The organism is Streptomyces diversicolor, from assembly GCF_057537855.1.
Genome location: NZ_BAAJXA010000012.1, coordinates 115,384 through 134,281 on the forward strand (window position 1 = coordinate 115,384; position 18,898 = coordinate 134,281).

Annotated in this window: 20 protein-coding genes; 7 read left to right on the plus strand and 13 right to left on the minus strand. The window is 74.2% G+C overall.

Annotated elements, in window-relative coordinates; genetic code table 11:
- Positions 1-403: 403 nt before the first annotated feature.
- Genes AC27LF_RS16435 through AC27LF_RS16460 form a run of 6 tightly spaced genes read left to right on the plus strand, consistent with a single transcriptional unit; the run spans position 404 to position 6,494 of the window.
- Positions 404-1,519 (plus strand): ADP-ribosylglycohydrolase family protein, encoded by a 1,116-nt coding sequence (locus AC27LF_RS16435; protein ID WP_479657643.1) that lies wholly within the window; start codon positions 404-406, stop codon positions 1,517-1,519.
- Between the two features lie 8 nt (positions 1,520-1,527).
- The gene (locus tag AC27LF_RS16440) at positions 1,528-2,703 is read left to right on the plus strand and encodes an ADP-ribosylglycohydrolase family protein (protein WP_479657644.1); all 1,176 of its coding nucleotides are present in this window, start codon (positions 1,528-1,530) and stop codon (positions 2,701-2,703) included.
- A complete protein-coding gene (locus AC27LF_RS16445; protein ID WP_479657645.1) occupies positions 2,691-4,367 on the plus strand; it encodes an ADP-ribosylglycohydrolase family protein in 1,677 nt (558 codons plus the stop codon). The genes AC27LF_RS16440 and AC27LF_RS16445 overlap by 13 nt, the downstream gene beginning before the upstream one ends.
- Positions 4,364-4,492 carry a hypothetical protein gene (locus AC27LF_RS16450; RefSeq protein WP_479657646.1) on the plus strand — a complete coding sequence of 43 codons (129 nt, stop codon included), beginning with the start codon at positions 4,364-4,366 and terminating at the stop codon, positions 4,490-4,492. Before AC27LF_RS16445 ends, AC27LF_RS16450 begins: the two co-directional genes overlap by 4 nt.
- Complete coding sequence (locus tag AC27LF_RS16455) at positions 4,489-5,682, plus strand: CaiB/BaiF CoA transferase family protein (RefSeq protein ID WP_479657647.1); 1,194 nt, start codon at positions 4,489-4,491, stop codon at positions 5,680-5,682. The genes AC27LF_RS16450 and AC27LF_RS16455 overlap by 4 nt, the downstream gene beginning before the upstream one ends.
- A complete protein-coding gene (locus tag AC27LF_RS16460) occupies positions 5,679-6,494 on the plus strand; it encodes an HpcH/HpaI aldolase/citrate lyase family protein (RefSeq protein WP_479657648.1) in 816 nt (271 codons plus the stop codon). The genes AC27LF_RS16455 and AC27LF_RS16460 overlap by 4 nt, the downstream gene beginning before the upstream one ends.
- A gap of 56 nt (positions 6,495-6,550) precedes the next feature.
- Here the strand turns inward: AC27LF_RS16460 and lgt are convergent, their stop codons facing one another.
- The 11 genes from lgt to hisI form a co-directional block, all read right to left on the minus strand.
- Positions 6,551-7,588 (minus strand): prolipoprotein diacylglyceryl transferase, encoded by a 1,038-nt coding sequence (gene lgt, locus AC27LF_RS16465; RefSeq protein ID WP_479657649.1) that lies wholly within the window; start codon positions 7,586-7,588, stop codon positions 6,551-6,553.
- An 82-nt stretch (positions 7,589-7,670) separates the two neighbouring features.
- Positions 7,671-8,447 carry a DsbA family protein gene (locus AC27LF_RS16470; RefSeq protein WP_479657650.1) on the minus strand — a complete coding sequence of 259 codons (777 nt, stop codon included), beginning with the start codon at positions 8,445-8,447 and terminating at the stop codon, positions 7,671-7,673.
- A 290-nt stretch (positions 8,448-8,737) separates the two neighbouring features.
- Entirely contained in the window at positions 8,738-9,556 is an 819-nt protein-coding gene (gene trpA, locus AC27LF_RS16475; RefSeq protein WP_479657651.1) for a tryptophan synthase subunit alpha, read from the minus strand.
- Positions 9,553-10,845 carry a tryptophan synthase subunit beta gene (gene trpB / locus AC27LF_RS16480; RefSeq protein WP_479657652.1) on the minus strand — a complete coding sequence of 431 codons (1,293 nt, stop codon included), beginning with the start codon at positions 10,843-10,845 and terminating at the stop codon, positions 9,553-9,555. Before trpB ends, trpA begins: the two co-directional genes overlap by 4 nt.
- 59 nt (positions 10,846-10,904) lie before the next feature.
- Positions 10,905-11,126 carry a tryptophan biosynthesis modulator TrpM gene (trpM, locus tag AC27LF_RS16485; RefSeq protein WP_479657653.1) on the minus strand — a complete coding sequence of 74 codons (222 nt, stop codon included), beginning with the start codon at positions 11,124-11,126 and terminating at the stop codon, positions 10,905-10,907.
- A gap of 22 nt (positions 11,127-11,148) precedes the next feature.
- Positions 11,149-11,958, minus strand: a complete 810-nt coding sequence (trpC, locus tag AC27LF_RS16490; protein ID WP_404026340.1) for an indole-3-glycerol phosphate synthase TrpC — start codon at positions 11,956-11,958, stop codon at positions 11,149-11,151.
- Between the two features lie 132 nt (positions 11,959-12,090).
- Positions 12,091-12,540 (minus strand): DUF2752 domain-containing protein, encoded by a 450-nt coding sequence (locus AC27LF_RS16495; protein WP_479657654.1) that lies wholly within the window; start codon positions 12,538-12,540, stop codon positions 12,091-12,093.
- Positions 12,541-12,641: 101 nt separating this feature from the next.
- Complete coding sequence (locus tag AC27LF_RS16500) at positions 12,642-12,899, minus strand: HGxxPAAW family protein (RefSeq protein ID WP_479657718.1); 258 nt, start codon at positions 12,897-12,899, stop codon at positions 12,642-12,644.
- Positions 12,900-13,199: 300 nt separating this feature from the next.
- A complete protein-coding gene (locus tag AC27LF_RS16505; RefSeq protein WP_479657655.1) occupies positions 13,200-13,832 on the minus strand; it encodes a TIGR02234 family membrane protein in 633 nt (210 codons plus the stop codon).
- A gap of 40 nt (positions 13,833-13,872) precedes the next feature.
- Complete coding sequence (locus AC27LF_RS16510; RefSeq protein ID WP_479657656.1) at positions 13,873-15,390, minus strand: anthranilate synthase component I; 1,518 nt, start codon at positions 15,388-15,390, stop codon at positions 13,873-13,875.
- Positions 15,391-15,401: 11 nt separating this feature from the next.
- Positions 15,402-15,839, minus strand: coding sequence for a phosphoribosyl-AMP cyclohydrolase (gene hisI / locus AC27LF_RS16515; protein WP_479657657.1), 438 nt, complete (start codon positions 15,837-15,839; stop codon positions 15,402-15,404).
- 110 nt (positions 15,840-15,949) lie between these two features.
- Here hisI and AC27LF_RS16520 point away from each other — a divergent pair, with 110 nt between their 5' ends.
- Positions 15,950-16,585 (plus strand): TIGR03085 family metal-binding protein, encoded by a 636-nt coding sequence (locus AC27LF_RS16520; RefSeq protein WP_479657658.1) that lies wholly within the window; start codon positions 15,950-15,952, stop codon positions 16,583-16,585.
- A gap of 457 nt (positions 16,586-17,042) precedes the next feature.
- On the opposite strand, the gene AC27LF_RS16525 is transcribed toward AC27LF_RS16520, so the two are convergent.
- The gene (locus AC27LF_RS16525; protein WP_479657659.1) at positions 17,043-18,587 is read right to left on the minus strand and encodes an MFS transporter; all 1,545 of its coding nucleotides are present in this window, start codon (positions 18,585-18,587) and stop codon (positions 17,043-17,045) included.
- A gap of 68 nt (positions 18,588-18,655) precedes the next feature.
- Positions 18,656-18,892: a hypothetical protein gene (locus tag AC27LF_RS16530; protein ID WP_479663589.1), complete on the minus strand. Its 237-nt coding sequence runs from the start codon at positions 18,890-18,892 to the stop codon at positions 18,656-18,658.
- Between the last annotated feature and the right edge of the window lie 6 nt (positions 18,893-18,898).

Genomic DNA, 18,898 nt, shown 5'->3' on the forward strand with positions numbered 1-18,898 from the left:
CATCGGAACTCCTGGTCCAAGACGCACCGAAACCCTTGGTCGGGCAGGCGGCGAAACTCCTCGTCCCGGACGGAACGGGACCCGCGGTCGAGGGCGCATCGGAAGTCCCGGTCGAGGGCGCACCGGAACCCTTGGTCCGGGAAGCACCGGAACCCGCGGCCGAGGGCACAGCGGAGTTCCCGGGCCGGGGGACGGGCGGGCCGGGGGCGGGCGGGCCGGCGCTGCCGCAGGTCCCGCCCGGTGCGCTGCGCGACCTCGTCGCACAGGCCGGGGTACAGGCCGCGGAAGGGCTCGCGGCGGACACCGTACGCGGCGAGGCCCACCCGGCGGCGGTACCGCCCGCCGACACCGCGGCCTGTGTGCCCGCCGCGTGTGCGGCGGTCGAGCAGGGCACGGTGCGGCCGTGAGCCGCAGGATCGAGGGGCTGCTGCTCGGGCTGGCCGCGGGGGACGCCGCCGGATGGCCGGCGGCGCGCCACCGTGCCGCCCGGATGCCCGAGTGGACACGGCGGCTCACCCGCGAGCTGGACACCTTCGCCGAGCAGAACGCGACGACCACGCTGCCCGTGCCGATCGCGCTCAACCAGCCCCCGGAGCCGCTGCGCCTCGGCCCCTCCGACGACGCCGAGTGGGCGGTGTTCGCGGCCGAGGCGGTGCTGCGCGCCGGCGACGACAGCGCGCTCGGGGACCTGAGCCGGGACCGCCGCACCCGGGCCGCCATCGACCTCACCTGGAGCGCCGTCGCCTCCGAGGTCGCCGCCGCGGCCGAGCGCGCCCCGGAGGTCGAGTCCGCGGTGCTGCCGCTGCGCGCCCGGATCTCGGTCCGGGCCGGCCTCGGCAACCTCGCCACCGGGCTGCGCCCGCCCGCCACCGGCCACGACAACCCGCACTACTTCGACGACGCGGCCTGCGTGCGCGCCTGCGTGCTCGCCGTCGCCCACCGCGGCGATGCCCGGCGCGCCGCCGAACTGGCCGAGTTCGACGCCCGCTACACCCAGGACGGCGACGGGGTACACGGCGCCAGGGCGATGGCCGCGGCCCTCGCCCTGGCGCTCGCCGGCGCGGACGTGGACGCCTGTGTGACGGCGGCACTCGGCGAGCTGCCCGCGACCACGGAGATCGGCCGCAACGCCCGCCACGCGCTGGCCCTCGCCCAGGACACCGGGACCGCCTTCGCCCTGATCCCCCTCCTGGAGCACCAGATCGTCGACCACGTCTACAGCTACGGCATCGCCGCCGCCGAGACGGTCCCGGTCGCCCTCGCCCTGGCCAGCGCCGCACGGGGCCGGATCGCCGAGGCCGTGCCCGCCGCGGCCTGCCTGTCCCGGGTCGCCGACTCGGCCCCCGCGCTGGCGGGCGCGCTGACCGGGGCGCTGGGCGGCGGCGCGGCCGTGCCGGGCGCGTGGCGGGACGCCTGCCGCACCCTCTCCGGCTGTGCGCTCCCCCGCCTCACCGGCACCGACCTGGTCGAACTCGCCGGACTCCTGGAAGCCGCGCAACCGGCCGCGCCAGGGGGATGATGCGGGGCATGACGCCCACAGCAGATGAAATCGGCAGCCCCGGTCTGCATGAGCGGATCACCGGGGCGCTCGTCGGCGCCGCCGTCGGAGACGCGCTCGGCGGCCCCGTCGAGGGCTACTCGCCCGACCAGATCCTCGAACGCCACGGTGGCCGTGTGCACGGCGTCGTCGGCCCCTGGCACGGCGACGACTGGCGCACCGCCCGCCCCATCGCGCCGTACCACAAGGGCGACGGGCACGTCACCGACGACACCCTGATGACCCATGCGCTGGTCCGGGTGTACGCGCGGGTCCGGGACCACCTGGACGCCTACGCCGTCGCCGACCACCTGGTCCCGGATCTGATGACCAACCCGCGCTGGATCCCCGAACTGGAGGCGGAGGCGCTGCCGCTGCACCGGATCTTCCTGGCGGAGAAGTGGCTGGTGGCCCGGCTGGCGTACGGCCATGTGGACCCCCGGGAGGCGGGCACCGGCAATATCGTCAACTGCGGGGCGGCGATGTACATGGCCCCCGTCGGCCTGGTCAACGCGGCCAACCCGGCGGGCGCGTACGCCGAGGCGCTGGACGTCGCGGGCGCGCACCAGTCCTCGTACGGCCGTGAGGCGGCCGGGGTCTTCGCCGCGGCGGTGGCGGCGGCCGCGGCACCCGGCGCGAGCCCCCGGTCGGTGGTGGCCACCTGCCTGTCGCTGGCGAAGGACGGCACCCGGGCGGCGATCGAGGAGGTCTGCGCGGTGGCCGGCCGACACCGCGACATCGAGTCGGCGCTGGTCCCGCTGCGGGAGGCGGTGGCACCCTACGACACGGTCGGCCCCGACTACCGGGCCCCGTCGCTCGGCGCCCGCCGCCCGTCCCGGCTGCACTCGATCGAGGAACTTCCGATCGCGCTCGGCATGCTGCTGGTGGCCGACGGCGACTACCGGCAGGCGGTGCTGGGCTCGGTCAACTACGGCCGCGACTGCGACTCGATCGCGACGATGGCGGGCGCGCTGGCCGGCGCCCTCGGCTCGCCCGTGCCGGAGGACTGGTCCAAGACCGTGGCGGAGGCGAGCCGGCTGGACCTGTGGGCGCCGGCCCGGACGCTCACCGAGGTCGCACGGGAGGTCTTCGCGCGGGACGTCGGACGGCGCCGGGCCCACGAGCGGGCGTTCGCCGCACTCGGGGGTCCGGAATGCTCCGGCTGACCTGGGTCCAGCCGGAGGACCTGGTGGCCCACGAGCTTCGCCAGGCGCGGCAGGACGGACGCGAGCCTGCGGCGATCGAGGCGCGGTGGACGGCGGCGGGCGGCGGTGCCGCGCCGGTGCGGGCCGGTGCCTCCCCGCGGCCGGCGTCGCGGTATCTGCGGCTGCTCGCGGAGGACCTGCTGGACGAACTGGCCGACCTGCCCAGCACCTCGGCCGACCGGGAACCGACCGACCTGACCGGGATCAAGACTCTGTGCCCCCACTGGCCGACCGAACCCCTCCCAGCAGCCACCGAGTTGATGGCCCGTCACCCGACGAACCCCGCTGCACGGCACCCCGGATCACCGAGCGCCGGGGCGGCAGGCAGCGGACCGACGGGCGGTGGACCGACGGGTCACCGGTCGCCGGACCGCGGATTCCGGGATCGCAGGTTCGCCGAACACGGCTTCTCGGACAGCGGGTTGCCCGAGGGCGGATTTCCGGCCCACGGGTCCCCCGGCCACGGGCTCCCCGGCCACGGGTCCTCCGGCCACGGGTCCTCCGGCGCCGCAGGCATGCGGGGTCCGGGTGACGGCGGGTCCAGGGGCGGTGGCGTCCGTACGGCCCTGACCCCGCTCCGGTTCGAAGCGGCGTGGTTGGGGCGGGCCGTGGGCTGTCTGCTGGGCAAGCCGGTCGAGAAGGTGTCCCTCGACGGCATCCGCCGGCTCGCCCGGTCCACCGGCAACTGGCCGCTCGCCGGGTACTTCACGGCCCGCGGGGTCCCCGACGACCTCAAGGCGGCCCACCCCTGGAACCGCCGCTCCGCCGGCACCTCGCTCGCCGAGAACATCGACGGCATGCCCGAGGACGACGATCTCAACTACCCGCTGCTGAACCTCCTGTTGCTCCGTCGGCACGGCAGGGCCTTCAGCACCGTCGAACTGGCCGGGCTCTGGCTCGACGAACTCCCCGCCGGCCGCACCTTCACCGCCGAGCGCATCGCCTACCGCAACCTCCTCGCCGGCATCGAACCCCCGCACACGGCCCGCCACCGCAACCCGTTCCGCGAGTGGATCGGCGCCCTCATCCGCGCCGATGTGCACGGCTGGACCAACCCCGGCGACCCGGGCGCCGCCGCGGAACAGGCCCACCGCGACGCCGTGCTCAGCCACACCGCCAACGGCGTCTACGCGGCGATGTTCATCGCGGCCACCATCGCCGCCGCGGCCACCGGAACCCTCGACGTGCACGCCTGCCTGCGCGCCGGCCGCACGGTGGTGCCGCCCGGCTCCCGACTGGCGCAGGCCCTGGACCACGCCGTCCTGCTGGCCGCCGAACACACCGACTTCGACCAGGTCGTGGACGCGTTGCACGCCCGCTGGTCCGCCACCTACCACTGGGTCCACGCCCTTCCCAACACCGCCCTGATCGCCGCCGCCCTCACCCACGCGGACGGCGACTTCACCGGCTCCATCTGCCGCGCCGTGTCGGGCGGCTGGGACACCGACTCCAACGGGGCCACCGCCGGCAGCATCGCCGGCCTCCTCGCCGGCACCCCCGCCGCCCTGCCCGACCGCTGGACGGCCCCCCTCAAGAACCGCCTCGCCACCTCCGTCACCGGTTTCGACGGCACCGGCTTCGACACCCTCGCCCAGCTCACCCACCTGGAGGCGACCCGCCCATGACCCCCACCGCACCCGACAGCGCGACCACCGGCCCCGGCCCGCACGAGGCCCCGACCACCGGCCTCGCCCTGCACAGGGACCCGACCACCGGCCTCGTCCCGTACGAGGCCCCGCACGCCGGATGAACGCCACCCGGCCCCTGGACGGTCTGCGCGTCCTCGATCTCGCCACCCTCTTCGCCGGACCGCTCGCCGCCACCCTGCTCGGTGACTTCGGCGCCGAGGTCATCAAGGTCGAACACCCGGCGAAACCCGACCCGTCGCGCGGCCACGGTCCCGCCAAGGACGGCGTCGGCCTGTGGTGGAAGCTGCTCGGCCGCAACAAGCGCGCCGTCACCCTGGACCTGTCCAAGCCCGGCGGCCGTGCCACTTTGCTGCGGCTGGCCGCCACCGCCGATGTGGTGATCGAGAACTTCCGGCCCGGCACGCTGGAGAAGTGGGACCTGGGCTGGCAGGAGCTGTCCGCCGTCAACCCGCGCCTCGTGCTCACCCGGGTCACCGCCTTCGGCCAGTTCGGGCCGTACGCGCGCCGCCCCGGCTTCGGCACCCTCGCCGAGGCGATGAGCGGCTTCGCCGCGATCACCGGCGAGCCGGACGCGCCCCCGACGCTGCCGCCCTTCGGTCTCGCCGACTCCATCGCCGCCCTGGCCACGGCGTACGCGGTGATGACGGCACTGGCCGCCCGGGAGCACACCGGCGCGGGCCAGGTGGTCGACATGGCCATCATCGAACCGATCCTGACCGTCCTCGGCCCCCAGCCCATCTGGTACGACCAGTTGGGCCACGTCCAGCCGCGCACCGGCAACCGCTCCCAGAACAACGCCCCGCGCAACACCTACCGCACGGCCGACGGCAGCTGGGTCGCCGTCTCCACCTCCGCGCAGTCGGTCGCCGAACGCGTCATGGACCTGGTCGGCCGCCCGGACCTGATCGGCGAGCCCTGGTTCGCGACCGGCGCCGGACGCGCGGCGCACGCCGACGTCCTCGACGCGGCCGTCGGCCGCTGGATCGCCGGCCGCACCCGCGACGAGGTGATCTCCGCCTTCGAGAAGGCGGAGGCCGCGGTGGCGCCGGTCCAGGACGTGCGTGACGTCATGTCCGACCCCCAGTACGCGGCCCTGGGCACCATCGCCACCGTCGACGACCCGGAACTGGGCCCGCTGCGCATGCAGAACGTCCTCTTCCGGCTCTCCGCCACCCCCGGCGCGATCCGCTGGGCTGGCCGCCCGCACGGCGCGGACACGGAGGCCGTCCTGACCGAGCTGGGCCTGACCCCGGCGGAGCTGCGCGCCCTGCGCGAGGAGGGTGCCCTGTGATCCCGTTCCCGCTCACCTGGCTGTATGTCCCGGGCGACCGCCCGCACGTGGTGGCCAAGGCGCTGGCCTGCGGCGCGGACGTGGTGGTGATCGACCTGGAGGACGCGGTCGCCCCGGACCGCAAGGAGTACGCCCGCGCGGCCACCGTCGACCTGCTGTCCGAGCCGCAGCCGGTACGGGTGCACGTCCGGGTCAACGGCACGGAGGGCCCGTGGGCCGCCGCCGATCTGCGGGCGGTGGCCGGGCTGCCGGGCGTGTCCGGGGTACGGCTGCCGAAGGTGACCTCCGCCGACGAGGTGGTGCGCGCCGCCGGCATCACGGGGCACCGGCTGTACGCCCTCCTCGAAACCGCCCTGGGCATCGAGCGCGCCCACGCCATCGCCGCCGCCCACCCGGCCCTGCGGGGCATCTCGCTCGGCGAGGCGGACCTCCGGGCCGACCTGGGCGTACGCGATGACGCGGGCCTCGACTGGTGCCGCTCCCGGGTCGTGGTCGCCGCGCGGGCGGCCGGTCTCGCGCCGCCGCCCCAGTCGGTCCACCCCGACATCCGCGATCTGGACGGGCTCGCCGCCTCCTGCGCCCACGGCCGCGCCCTCGGCTTTCTCGGCCGGGCCGCCATCCACCCGCGCCAGCTGCCCATCATCGAGCGCGCCTATCTGCCCACGGAGGCGGAGCTGGACCAGGCCGAGACGATCGTGAAGGCGGCGACGACGGAGCGCGGCGCCCAGGCGCTGCCGGACGGCCGGTTCATCGACGCGGCCGTGGTGGCGGCGGCCCGGCGGACGCTGTCCCTGGTGGCCCGCAGGCCCTGAGACACGGCGAGGGCGCCCCGCGATCCGGGGCGCCCTCACCGTCGTACGGCCGCGGGTCAGCTCTTCTTGGCCGACTCCGCCTCGTCCTTCGTTTCCGAAGCCTCGGCGCTCCCGGCGATCTCCCCGTTCTCGGCCCGGCCCTCGGGGCCCCCGGCGGCCCCGGCCTCGGCCCGCGCCCCGTCCGGCGCCGGGTCCGGCAGCTCGTCCTTCGCCTTGTCCTTCGCCTCGTCGTCGGACGCGGTCTCGGTCCCGGTGTCCGTGCCGGGGGTCACGCCCTCGGCGGCCGGCTCCACCACGGCCTCCCGGCCGGGCCGCTTCTTCGCCGACACGACGATGTACACCACCGCCAGCACGAAGACGAGCAACGCGGTCCAGTCGTTGAGCCGCAGGCCCAGGACATGGTGGGCGTCGTCTACACGCATGTACTCGATCCAGGCCCGGCCCGCGCAGTACGCGGCGACATACAGGGCGAACACCCGGCCATGGCCCAGCTTGAAGCGCCGGTCGGCCCAGATCACCAGGACGGCGACGCCGATGCACCACAGGGACTCGTACAGGAACGTCGGGTGGTAGTAGCCCGGCACCCGGCCGCCCGAGGAGGAGGTGATGTGCACCGCCCAGGGGAGGTCCGTCTCCCGCCCGTACAGCTCCTGGTTGAACCAGTTGCCCCAGCGGCCGATCGCCTGCGCCAGGGCGATGCCGGGGGCGACGGCGTCGGCGTACGCGGGCATCGGGATGCCCCGGCGCCGGGCGCCGATCCAGGCACCCAGTGCGCCGAGCGCGATCGCGCCCCAGATGCCGAGCCCGCCCTCCCACACCTTGAAGGCGTCCACCCAGTCACGGCCCTCGCTGAAGTACAGCTCGTAGTCCGTGATCACGTGGTAGAGCCGACCGCCGACGAGGCCGAACGGCACCGCCCAGACGGCGATGTCGGCCACCGTGCCCGAACGGCCGCCGCGGGCGATCCAGCGCTTGTTGCCTAGCCAGACGGCAACGAACACGCCGATGATGATGCAGAACGCGTAGCCGCGCAGCGGAATCGGGCCGAGGTGCAGCACCCCGCGCGACGGGCTGGGAATGTAGGCAAGTTCCATGGCAGGGTCGACGCTACCGTGCCGGGTCGGGCACACGGCAGTCGGCCCGGCTACGGGTCCATAACAGGGGCGTGAGAATCACTCACCCCTTGTTGGCAGCCTCCACCATCTGCTTGAGCTTGTCCGGGGTCAGCGTCTGGTCCTGGTAGATGTTCTTGCCGTTCAGCAGGACGGTCGGCGTGCCGGAGAAACCGCCCGCCTGGAATGCCTTGTTGGACTTCGCCACCCAGCTGTTGTGCGTGCCGTCTCTGACACACTTCTGGAACTCGGGCGTGTCCAGGCCGTTCACCTTGCCCGCCAGCTCGATCAGCTTGTCATCGCTGGAGAAGGCGTCGTCCGTCTCCTTGGGCTGGTTCGCGTACAGCACGTCGTGGTACTCGCGGAACTTTCCGGCGTCCTGCGCGCAGGCCGCCGCGTTGGCCGAGCGCCGGGAACCGCTGCCGCCCAGGTTGCCGTCGATGAGCGTGACCAGGTGGTACTCGATTCTGAGCTTGCCGGCGTCGGCCAGTTCATGAAGCGTGGGGCGGTACGCCATCTCGAACGCCTGGCAGGCCGGGCAGCGGAAGTCCTCCCACACCGTGAGCGTGGACTTGGCGCCGTCCTTGCCGACCGGGATGGCGAGGCCGTCCTTGCCCTGCGCGCCGGAGGGCGCCACGACCGGGCCCGCGCCGGCACTGCTCTTGTCCTTGCCGGCGTTCGCGGCGACCACGCCGATCACCGCGGCGAGCCCGAGCACGCAGATCACGGTCGCGCCCACGATCAGCGCGCGGCGTCGCTTCTCCGCGGACTTCTGCTTCTCTCGCTCGACCGCCAGGCGCTCGCGGGCGGTGCGCTTTCCGTCACGATTCTTCTCGCTCACACCCCCAGAACGAACCGGGCAGGCGCTGCGCGCCTGCCGGGTCCGAGGTCCACCCGTTCGAGTGACGGTCGCTCCGCGGGTGGGGCGGGGTACCACGGCCGTCATTTGTCTGCGGCGCCGTTGTGGCTGGTCGCGCCGTTCCCCGCCGGGCGCTCCGCGGCAAAACACCGGCCGACTGTCATCGTTCGGCTGCGGCGCCATTGTGGCTGGGCGCGCAGTTCCCCGCGCCCCTTTCGGGGCGCTGGTGGGGCCCGGGGGCGCCATGTGCTCCCTTTCGGGGCCGCTGGGGTCTAGGGGTGGTTGCGGACGCCGTGGGACAGTTCGGTGGCCAGTTCGCGGACCGACGTGACTGCGGTTGCGGGATCCGGGGCGTCCAGGATGCGTTTGACGAAGGCTGAGCCGACGATCACTCCGTCGGCGAAGCCCGCGACCTGTGCGGCCTGGGTGCTGTCGGAGACGCCGAGGCCGACGCAGACGGGCAGGTCCGTGCCGGTGGCACGGGTGCGCCGCACCAGGTCCTCGGCCTGCGCGCCGACGGACTCGCGGGTGCCGGTGACGCCCATCAGCGAGGCGGCGTAGACGAAGCCGCTGCCGGCCGCGGTGATCTCCGCGAGCCGGGCGTCCTTGCTGCTGGGGGCGACCACGAAGACCGTGGCGAGCCCGTGCTTCGCGGCGTGCTCACGCCACAGCGCCGACTCCTGGACCGGAAGGTCGGGCAGGATGCAGCCCGCGCCGCCCGCCTCCGCCAGTTCGGCGGTGAAGCGCTCCACGCCGTAGCGGTCGATGGGGTTCCAGTAGGTCATGACGAGGACGGGCTTCCCGGTCGCCTCGTGGGCCTCCCGGACCGTGCGCATGACGTCGGCGATCCGGACGCCGCCGCGCAGCGCGATGTCGTCGGCGGTCTGGATGACCGGGCCGTCCAGGACCGGGTCGCTGTGCGGCAGCCCGACCTCGACCACGTCGGCGCCGCCGTCGAAGACGGCCTTGATCGCCTCGATGCCGCCGTCCACGGTGGGGAACCCGGCCGGGAGGTAGGCGATCAGGGCGGCCCGTCCCTCCGCCTTCGCGGCGGTCAGCGTGTCGGTCAGCAGCTGGATGTTCCCGCTCACTTGGCGTCCCCCTCGATCTCGGCGTGCGCGCCGTCCGCGTCCGCGGCGACCTCGGCGTCCGCGTCGCCGTCGTACAGGCCGAAGTAGCGTGCGGCCGTGTCCATGTCCTTGTCGCCGCGGCCGGACAGGTTGACCACGATCAGCCCGTCCGCGCCCAGTTCCCGGCCGACCTCCAGGGCGCCGGCGAGCGCGTGGGCGCTCTCGATCGCCGGGATGATGCCCTCGGTGCGCGACAGCAGGCGCAGCGCCTGCATGGCCGCGTCGTCGGTGATCGCGCGGTATTCGCCGCGGCCGGACTCCTTGAGGTAGGAGTGCTCGGGGCCGACGCCGGGGTAGTCGAGGCCGGCCGAGATCGAGTACGGCTCGGTGATCTGGCCCTCGTCGTCCTGGAGCACGAAGGAGCGGGAGCCGTGCAGGATGCCGGGCTCGCCCGCGGTGAGGGTGGCCGCGTGCTCGCCGGTGGCGACGCCGTGCCCGGCGGGCTCGCAGCCGACGAGGCGGACGGAGGTGTCCGGGATGAAGGCGTGGAAGAGGCCGATGGCGTTGGAGCCGCCGCCGACGCAGGCGACCGCGGCGTCGGGGAGCCGGCCCGCACGCTCCAGGAGCTGGCGGCGCGCCTCCACGCCGATCACGCGGTGGAAGTCGCGCACCATCGCGGGGAACGGGTGGGGGCCGGCCACGGTCCCGAACAGGTAATGGGTGTGGTCGACGTTGGCGACCCAGTCCCGGAACGCCTCGTTGATGGCGTCCTTCAGGGTGCGGCTGCCGGACTTCACGGCGACGACCTCGGCGCCCAGCATGCGCATGCGGGCCACGTTCAGGGCCTGCCGCCGGGTGTCGATCTCGCCCATGTAGATGGTGCAGTCGAGGCCGAACAGCGCGCAGGCGGTGGCGGTGGCGACGCCGTGCTGGCCGGCGCCCGTCTCCGCGGTCACACGGGTCTTGCCCATCCGCCGGGTGAGCAGGGCCTGGCCCAGCACATTGTTGATCTTGTGGGAGCCGGTGTGGTTGAGGTCCTCGCGCTTGAGGAACACCCGGGCGCCGCCGGCGTGCTCGGCGAACCGCGGCACCTCGGTGAGCGCGCTCGGGCGGCCGGTGTAGTCGACCAGGAGGGCGTCTAGTTCGCGGGCGAACTCCGGGTCGTGCTTGGCCTTGTCGTACTCGACGGCGACCTCGTCCACGGCGGCGACAAGCGCCTCCGGGATGAACTTGCCGCCGAACGCGCCGAAGTAGCCCTCGGCACTGGGGATCCGACCCTCCGGGTCGGGGATGAAGAACTCGCTGGGCATGCGCCATCCTCACGGTGAGCTGGTGGAAAGACACTCATCGCCGTGGGGTGCGGGCTCCGTCAGCCGGCCGCGGGACCGTCGTTCCCGGTCACGCAGTTTCCCGCGCCCCTCGCGGGGCGCTGCCATCGACGGCCGTTCACCTGCCCGGGCTCGTCACCGATGACGTAGCGCACCCGGCGCCCGTGCACCCGGCGGGCGGGCGCGCGGCAGCCACGGGGACGGCAGCCACGCGCCAGGCGGGCGTACCGGTCCGTGGTCGGCACGGGGATCGTCGCGGTCATCGGGGCCCACCCTACCGGGAGATCAGCCCCGGCCGTGCCGCAGCGCGGGGTGCTCGCCCGCCGCCACCAGGTCGGCGACCGCCGTCCTGGGGTCGCGCCCGGTCACCAGGGACTCGCCGACCAGGACCGCGTCGGCGCCCGCGTTGGCGTAGGCGATCAGGTCGTGCGGGCCGCGGACTCCGGACTCGGCGACCCTGACCACGCTGTCCGGGATCTCCGGGGCCACCCGCTCGAACGTGCCCCGGTCGACCTCCAGGGTCTTCAGGTTGCGCGCGTTGACGCCGATCACCTTGGCGCCCGCGTCCACCGCGCGGTCCACCTCGTCCTCGTCGTGCACCTCGACGAGCGGGGTGAGTCCGATGGAGACGGCCCGCTCGATCAGCGACTCCAGGGCCGGCTGGTCGAGGGCGGCGACGATCAGCAGCGCGAGGTCGGCGCCGTACGCCCGGGCCTCCCACAGCTGGTACGAGGTGACGATGAAGTCCTTGCGCAGCACCGGGATGTCCACGCGGGCCCGGACGGCCTCCAGGTCGGCGAGCGAGCCGCCGAAGCGGCGCTGCTCGGTGAGGACGGAGATGACGGCCGCGCCGCCCGCCTCGTAGTCGGCGGCGAGCCCGGCCGGATCGGCGATCGCGGCCAGCGCGCCCTTGGACGGGCTGGAGCGCTTGACCTCGCAGATGACCTTGACGCCGTCGCCGCGCAGGGCGGCCGCCCCGTCCTTGGCCGCCGGAGCCTTCGCCGCGCGCTCCTTGAGCTCGTCGAGGCTGACGCGCGCCTGCCGATCCGCCAGGTCGGCACGGACTCCGTCGATGATCTCGTCGAGCACACTCACGCGAGCGGCCCCCTTCCAGCCGGTGGTTCCTGCGGGTCGGAAACCCGTGGTCACTGCGATGGTATCCGCAGGGCGGCGAAGGCCCCGCATCCGGTCGGCGCCGGTCCCACTACCTGGACGCCGCCCAGTTGATCAAGGATGCAGCCAGCCACCGAACGGCAGGTTCCGGACAATGGTGAAGGCCAGCAGTACGGCTCCGAGGCTCCACAGGTGCACCGGCCCGAGCGCGAGCCGCATCGGCCGCCCGCGCACCGCGCGGATCACCCAGACGGTCCACAGGGCGGCGAAGGCCAGGTAGGCGGCGACGGCCGGGGCGTTGGCCTGGAGCGCGGCCGTGAGGTCCCCGTGGATGAAGGCGTGCGCGCTGCGCAGTCCGCCGCAGCCGGGGCAGTACAGGCCGGTGTAGCCGTACAGCGGGCACACCGGGTAGTGGCCGGGTTCGTTCGGGTCCACTGTCGCGACGTACGCGAAGGCCCCGGCGACGGCCGCGAGGAGCCCCGCGGGGACCGCCAGCCGGCCGAGGACGCCCGCGCGGCCCGCGCGCGGCGCAAGGTGCTCACTGTCGGCGTTCACGTCTCGCATTGTCCCCCTTGCGGCCGTGGACGCGCGTGAGGGGCGCCGCGGCGGCCGGTACGGTGCCGTGGCGCCCCTCACGAGGTCGTCGACGAGGCGGTCGCGCCGGGTCAGCTCTCGACGCCGGCGGGCTCGGGCGTCACCGCGGCCCGGGTCTGCGGGACCGCGTGGACGTCTTTGGGCTGACCGAGGCCCAAGGAGCGCATGATGGCGCCGACGACACCGCCGAGCGCCACGATCGCCATGCCAGCCCAGAAACCGATCGGCTGTGCCATCACCATGAAGGCGCCCGCGACGCAGAACCCGATGAAGGCGATGATGACACCGGTCCAGGCGGCCGGGGTGTGACCGTGGCTGCTGCCCGCCATTGCTTGCTCCTCGTTGCTGTATGCGTGTGTGAGCCGGACGCTCATCACCGCCCATTGTCCCGTACGGCCGACCCACCAGTGAGCAGGGGTGGCCCCCACCGAACGTCTACTTCGCCACACCTCCCCACACACCGCCCCAAAGGGGCGCGAGGACGCACCGCACCCCAAGCCCCGAAAGGGGCGCGGGGAACTGCGCGACCAGCCACAACGCACCCGCAGCGAACCACAACGCGTCACGGCCCGAACCCACACCGCACCCGCAGCCGCAGCCGACGTATCACGGCCAACCCAGCGGAGCGCCTACGTTGGGTCTTCGCCGCGGTCCAACGCCTTCCACAGGTCCTCGGGCCGATCGGGGTCGACGGCCGCGGCAGCGCGCCGCGGGCGCGCCGTGCCGCGCTCGTAGCGGCCGGACATGGCGGGCCACAGCCGGCCGTAGCGCAGCGCGAGGAGCCCGGCGAGCAGGAGCAGCACACCGCCCACGGCGGCCACGTAGGGCCAGGCCGTATGGCTGAGGGCGGCGACGCCCGCGGAGGTGTCGCCGGTGGCCTCGGCGGCCTTCTCGTCGAGCGCGGAGCCGTCGGACGCGCCGGTCAGGGCGGCGGCGACCGTGCCGGCGCCGGACAGCGCGAGCAGGGCGGCGACCGCGAGCCGGCCGGCCCTGCGGACGGCGAAGACGGCGACGAGGGCGGCGAGGCCCACTATGGCGAGGGCCGCGGGGACGCCCGTCACGTCGCTGCCCTTCGCGGTGAGCGGGAAGGCGCCGCCGGCCACCGTGGCGGTGCCCTCCGCCCAGCGCTGGCGCGTGGCGAGCAGCGCCACGGCGGCGCCGAGCGCGCCGCACAGCAACGCCACGGCGAGGCTCCGACGGCCCGCCCAGGCGGCTCCCGCGGCTTCGGAACGGGGGTGAGGTACGGCTGTCACGTACTCCACTATCGCCTGAACCCCGGGAGTTACGTCACCCGGGGTTCACTCAGCGCCTTCCGAGACGGTTCGCCGTGTGCACCGCGCGGAGCACCGCCGCCGCCTTGTTGCGGCACTCCTGGTCCTCGGCGACCGGGTCGGAGTCGGCGACGACGCCCGCGCCGGCCTGGACGTAGGCGGTGCCGTCGCGCAGCAGCGCCGTACGGATCGCGATGGCCGTGTCGGAGTCGCCCGCGAAGTCCAGGTAGCCGACGCAGCCGCCGTACAGGCCGCGCCGGGACGGTTCGAGTTCGTCGATGATCTGCAGGGCGCGGGGCTTGGGCGCCCCGGAGAGGGTGCCCGCGGGGAAGCACGCCGTCAGCACGTCGAAGGCGGTGCGGCCTGCGGCGACCCGGCCGGTGACCGTGGAGACGATGTGCATGACGTGCGAGTACCGCTCGATGGACATGAAGTCGACGACCTCGACCGAGCCGGGCTCGCAGACCCGGCCGAGGTCGTTGCGCCCGAGGTCGACGAGCATCAGGTGCTCGGCGCGCTCCTTGGGGTCGGCGAGCAGTTCGTCGGCGAGCGCCTGGTCTTCCTGCGGGGTGGCGCCGCGCGGCCTGGTGCCGGCGATGGGGTGCACCATGGCCCGGCCGTCCTCGACCTTGACCAGCGCCTCGGGCGACGAGCCGACCACGTCGAAGGCGCCCCCGGACCCGTCGGGCAGCCGGAACAGATACATGTACGGGGACGGGTTGGTGGCCCTCAGGACCCGGTAGACGTCCAGCGCGCTCGCCGTGCAGGGCGTCTCGAAGCGCTGTGAGGGGACGACCTGGAATGCCTCGCCGGCCCGGATGCGCTCCTTGACGTCCTCGACGGCCGCCTGGAAGTCGGGGCCGCCCCAGCGCGCGGTGTACGGGGGCAGCTCGGACGGCGGCAGCACCGCGGGGGGCTGGGCGACCGGGCGGCAGAGGTCGGCCTCCATGGCGTCCAGGCGGGCCACGGCGTCGGCGTGGGCCTCGTCGACTCCGGTGTCGAGGTCGTTGTGGTTGATCGCGTTGGCGATCAGCAGGACCGTGCCCTCCCAGTGGTCCATGACGGCCAGGTCGCTGGTGAGCAGCATGGTCAGCTCGGGGAGCTTCAGGTCGTCGCGCTCGCCTGGTCCGATCCGCTCCAGGCGGCGGACGATGTCGTAGCCGAGGTAGCCGACCATGCCTCCGGTGAAGGGCGGCAGGCCCAGGTCGTGGGCGAGGTCCCGGGGCGTGTGCAGGGCCTCGATCGTGGCGCGCAGGGCGGTCAGCGGGTCGCCGTCGGTGGGGACGCCGACGGGCGGGGTGCCGAGCCAGTGGGCCCGTCCGTCCCGCTCGGTCAGGGTCGCGGCCGACCGGACGCCCACGAAGGAGTAGCGGGACCACTGAAACGCGGCGCGGCCGTTCTCCGCGGACTCCAGCAGGAAGGTGCCGGGGCGCTCGGCGGCGAGCTTGCGGTACAGGGCGACCGGGGTGTCGCCGTCGGCGAGGAGCTTGCGGGTGACCGGGATGACCCGCCGGTCGCCGGCCAGCTTGCGGAACGTCTCAAGATCCATGGCGGCCGACCCTACTGGCCCGCGCTGTTCGAGCGCGCCCGCGGGGAGCCGGACTCCGTGGGCGACGCGCCGGGGGCGGGGTCCTTGAGGAGCACGTCGGCGTCGAAGCAGGTGCGGGCGCCGGTGTGGCAGGCGGCGCCCACCTGGTCGACCTTGACCAGCACGGTGTCGGCGTCGCAGTCGAGGGAGACCGACTTCACCCACTGGACGTGCCCCGATGTGTCGCCCTTGACCCAGTACTCGCGGCGGCTGCGGGACCAGTAGGTGCAGCGGCCGGTGGTCAGCGTGCGATGCAGCGCCTCGTCGTCCATCCAGCCCAGCATCAGCACCTCTCCGGTGTCGTACTGCTGGGCGATGGCGGGCAGGAGCCCGTCGGCGCTGCGCTTGAGGCGCGCCGCGATCTCCGGATCGAGGCTGCTGGGCTGGGGCGAGCTGGTCATGGATGCCATTGTGCCGCGCGGCACCGACAGCGCCGCGAGTTGTCCAGTGGGTGGGCGCGCGGGGGTGGTGCGGTGGGCGACGGGTGGGCGGAGCCGGATCCTGGTCGTAGGCTGACGGTATGTCGACCTTCGCCAAGCGTGAACGGCTTCTGCTCGCCGACCTCTTGGAAACCACCGGCCCCGAGGCGCCGACCCTCTGCGAGGGCTGGCAGACCCGTGATCTGGCCGCGCACGTGGTGGTGCGCGAGCGCCGCCCGGACGCCGCCGGGGGTGCGCTGGTCAAGCAGCTCGCGGCGCGCCTGCAGAAGGTGATGGACGAGTACGCGGCGAAGCCGTACGAGGAGCTGATCCGGCTGATCCGTACCGGCCCGCCGCGCTTTTCCCCCTTCCAGCTCAAGCAGATCGACGAGGCCGCCAACACCGTCGAGTTCTACGTCCACACGGAGGACGTCCGCCGGGCCCAGCCGGACTGGACGCCGCGCGAGTTGGACCCCGTCTTCCAGGAGGCCCTGTGGTCCCGGCTGGAGCGCACCGCCCGGCTGCTGGGCCGGGGCGTGCCGACCGGCCTCGTGCTGCGCCGCCCCGACGGCCAGACGGCGGTCGCCCACCGGGGCGCGCCGGTGGTGACGGCGACGGGCGAGCCCTCCGAGCTGCTGCTGTTCGCGTTCGGCCGGCAGAGCGCGGCGAAGGTGGACCTCACAGGCGACGAGAACGCGATCGCCAAGCTCCGGGAGTCCAAGCAACTGGGCATCTGAGCCACGCCGGCGCCCCTCCGCCGGAAGGTCGTCAACGGGACGCCCGCAGCGTGCCAGGCACCCCTCCGCAGAGGACGCCGACGCACCATTTGGGCCGCCGGGAGCCGTCAAGGGGACGTCACGGCGCACCCGGGCTCTCCAGGGGACGCCGACGCACTCCCTGGAGCGCGCCAGGCGCCACCTACAGAAGTCGCGGAGGGGGGCGGGTCTTGGGGGGTACGCCAAGCGCTTCCCGTAAGGGCTTCTGCGGGGCGTCCGGGGTGTGGCGGGGCTTGGCGGGTGGTGGCTGAGGGGTCTACAAAGGGTGCTGGTTTCGGTCGCGCCGGTGTCGTCGGGCGTCCCCGATGTCGTGGAGGCGGCGGATGTCCCCGTGGGGCGGTCGAGGCATGCTGGGCCTCCCCTCTCCCGGCACGGTGCGTCGGTGTCAGGCGTGCGGCTGGGTGGGCGGTCCGGGATGTCAGCCGGGGAGTTGCGCCCGGCGTAGGCCCGGTACGGACAGGGCGACGACGCCGCCGAGCCCGCAGACCGTGGCGCTGACGACGAACACCGGGCCGGGGCCCCACGCTCCGATCGCGGCCGCCGCGACCGGCATGCTCAGCGGGGCGAGGCCGAGGCTGACCAGGCCGGCGACCGCGGTGACGCGACCCAGGTAGGCGGGGTCGGTCTGGGTCTGCAGCAGGGCGCCGCACAGGGCGCCGCTGAGCCCTGCGAACAGCCCGACGAGCAGGGCCACGCCGACGGCGGCGACGAGGTGCGGGACATAGGCGAGGGCGCCGATCGCGACGGAGCCCGCGAGGATGGCGTACCCGGCGACCAGGCCGGCCCGTGGCAGTCGGCCCCGGACGGCCAGCAGCAGCGACACGGCGGCCGCGCCGGTGCCGAAGCCGGCGAGCACCCAGCCCATCCCGGACGCGCCCCAGCCGCGCCGGTCGGCCAGCAGGGTCAGGCCGATGTTGAGCGGGCCGACGAAGCCGAAGTCGCCGAGCGCGATGGCCGCCATCAGCGGGGCCAGCACCCGGTGCCCGCGGATGTAGCGCAGCCCGGCCACCAGGTCTCCCCAGGCCCGCGACCGGGCGGCGGGCCCGTCGGCCCGCTCGGCGGCTCGCGACTCGGCGGCAAGCGGCTCGGCAGAACGCCCTTCAACGACATGTGGCTCAACGACATGGGCCTCAGCGACATGGGCCTCGGCGACATGGGCTTCGCCCACAGGCTGCGGCGCGGCGCCAGGTGGCGCGGCGGCATATGTGTTCCCGCCATGTGGCGCAGCACCATGTGGCTCGGCGACGGGCGGCTCGGCGCCATGTGGCTCGGCCGGGCGCGGTTCCGAGGCACGCGGCTCGGGTATCGGTGCGGCGCCCCGGCCGGGGCTCGTTTCGTCGCTCGGCAGGGGGCGGAACCGTACCGAGATCAGCAGCGGTACCGACACGGCGATGAGCAGGCCCGCGAGGCCGAACGCGGCCGCCGCGCCGCCGAGCGCCACGCCGAGGCCGCCGAGCGGGGCGCCGACGACGCTCGCGAAGCGAATGGACAGCCCGCGCATGCCCTGCACCCGGGCCAGTTGGTCCTTGCCGGTGATCCGGGCCGGGAGGGCGCCCACGGCGGGCATGAACACGGCGTCGACGGTGCCGAAGACCAGGGCGAGCAGGGCCAGCGGCCAGAGTCCCGGACTGGTGAGCAGGAGCAGCGCGGCCACCGCGACGACGGCCGCGCAGCGCACCGCGTCGCTGCCGATGACGACCCGGCGCGGCCCGAACCGGTCGGCGACGACGCCGCCCACCAGCATCAGCAGGGCCCGCGGCAGGGCGCTGGCCGAGGTGACGAGGCCCGCCTGGGCGGGCGTCCCGGCCTGGACGGCGGCCCAGGACAGCGCGAGGTAGTAGATGTTGTCGCCGAGCATGGAGCAGGTGTAGGCGCCCAGCCAGCGCAGGACGTTGGGGTCGCGGTGGGCGGGGCGTGCCGCGCCGGTGCCGGGCGCGGCGGGCAGGCCGGTGACGGTGGACAAGGCGGCGGCCTCTCTGGGGCGCGGAGACTAGGACGGCAACTCGGACGCGGACTGTCGGACGCGGAACGTCAGACGCGGAACGGGAACCCGTACACGTGCAGCGCGACGTTCTCGCGCCCCGCGGTGTCACCGGCGGCTTCGGCGGACCGGCTCTTCTCCTCGTACCGGCGCGGCAGTGCCATCAACTCCGCGCCCGGTTGCTCACGTTCGGCAGCGCTGAGCCTGACAAGCACCTCGCTGTCCGGCGCGGCGGCATTCCACTCAGCACTCCAGCCGGCCCGCTCGGCGAGGCAGCGCCGGTACATCTCGCC

Coding starts and splice junctions, on each gene's coding strand:
- AC27LF_RS16440 (WP_479657644.1), top strand. CDS start 1,528: ATGACGCCCACAGCAGATGAAATCGGCAGCCCCGGTCTGCATGAGCGG.
- AC27LF_RS16445 (WP_479657645.1), top strand. CDS start 2,691: ATGCTCCGGCTGACCTGGGTCCAGCCGGAGGACCTGGTGGCCCACGAG.
- AC27LF_RS16450 (WP_479657646.1), top strand. CDS start 4,364: ATGACCCCCACCGCACCCGACAGCGCGACCACCGGCCCCGGCCCGCAC.
- AC27LF_RS16455 (WP_479657647.1), top strand. CDS start 4,489: ATGAACGCCACCCGGCCCCTGGACGGTCTGCGCGTCCTCGATCTCGCC.
- lgt (WP_479657649.1), bottom strand. CDS start 7,588: ATGGAACTTGCCTACATTCCCAGCCCGTCGCGCGGGGTGCTGCACCTC.
- trpB (WP_479657652.1), bottom strand. CDS start 10,845: ATGCCCAGCGAGTTCTTCATCCCCGACCCGGAGGGTCGGATCCCCAGT.
- trpM (WP_479657653.1), bottom strand. CDS start 11,126: ATGACCGCGACGATCCCCGTGCCGACCACGGACCGGTACGCCCGCCTG.
- AC27LF_RS16495 (WP_479657654.1), bottom strand. CDS start 12,540: ATGCGAGACGTGAACGCCGACAGTGAGCACCTTGCGCCGCGCGCGGGC.
- AC27LF_RS16500 (WP_479657718.1), bottom strand. CDS start 12,899: ATGGCGGGCAGCAGCCACGGTCACACCCCGGCCGCCTGGACCGGTGTC.
- AC27LF_RS16510 (WP_479657656.1), bottom strand. CDS start 15,390: ATGGATCTTGAGACGTTCCGCAAGCTGGCCGGCGACCGGCGGGTCATC.
- hisI (WP_479657657.1), bottom strand. CDS start 15,839: ATGGCATCCATGACCAGCTCGCCCCAGCCCAGCAGCCTCGATCCGGAG.
- AC27LF_RS16520 (WP_479657658.1), top strand. CDS start 15,950: ATGTCGACCTTCGCCAAGCGTGAACGGCTTCTGCTCGCCGACCTCTTG.
- AC27LF_RS16530 (WP_479663589.1), bottom strand. CDS start 18,892: ATGTACCGGCGCTGCCTCGCCGAGCGGGCCGGCTGGAGTGCTGAGTGG.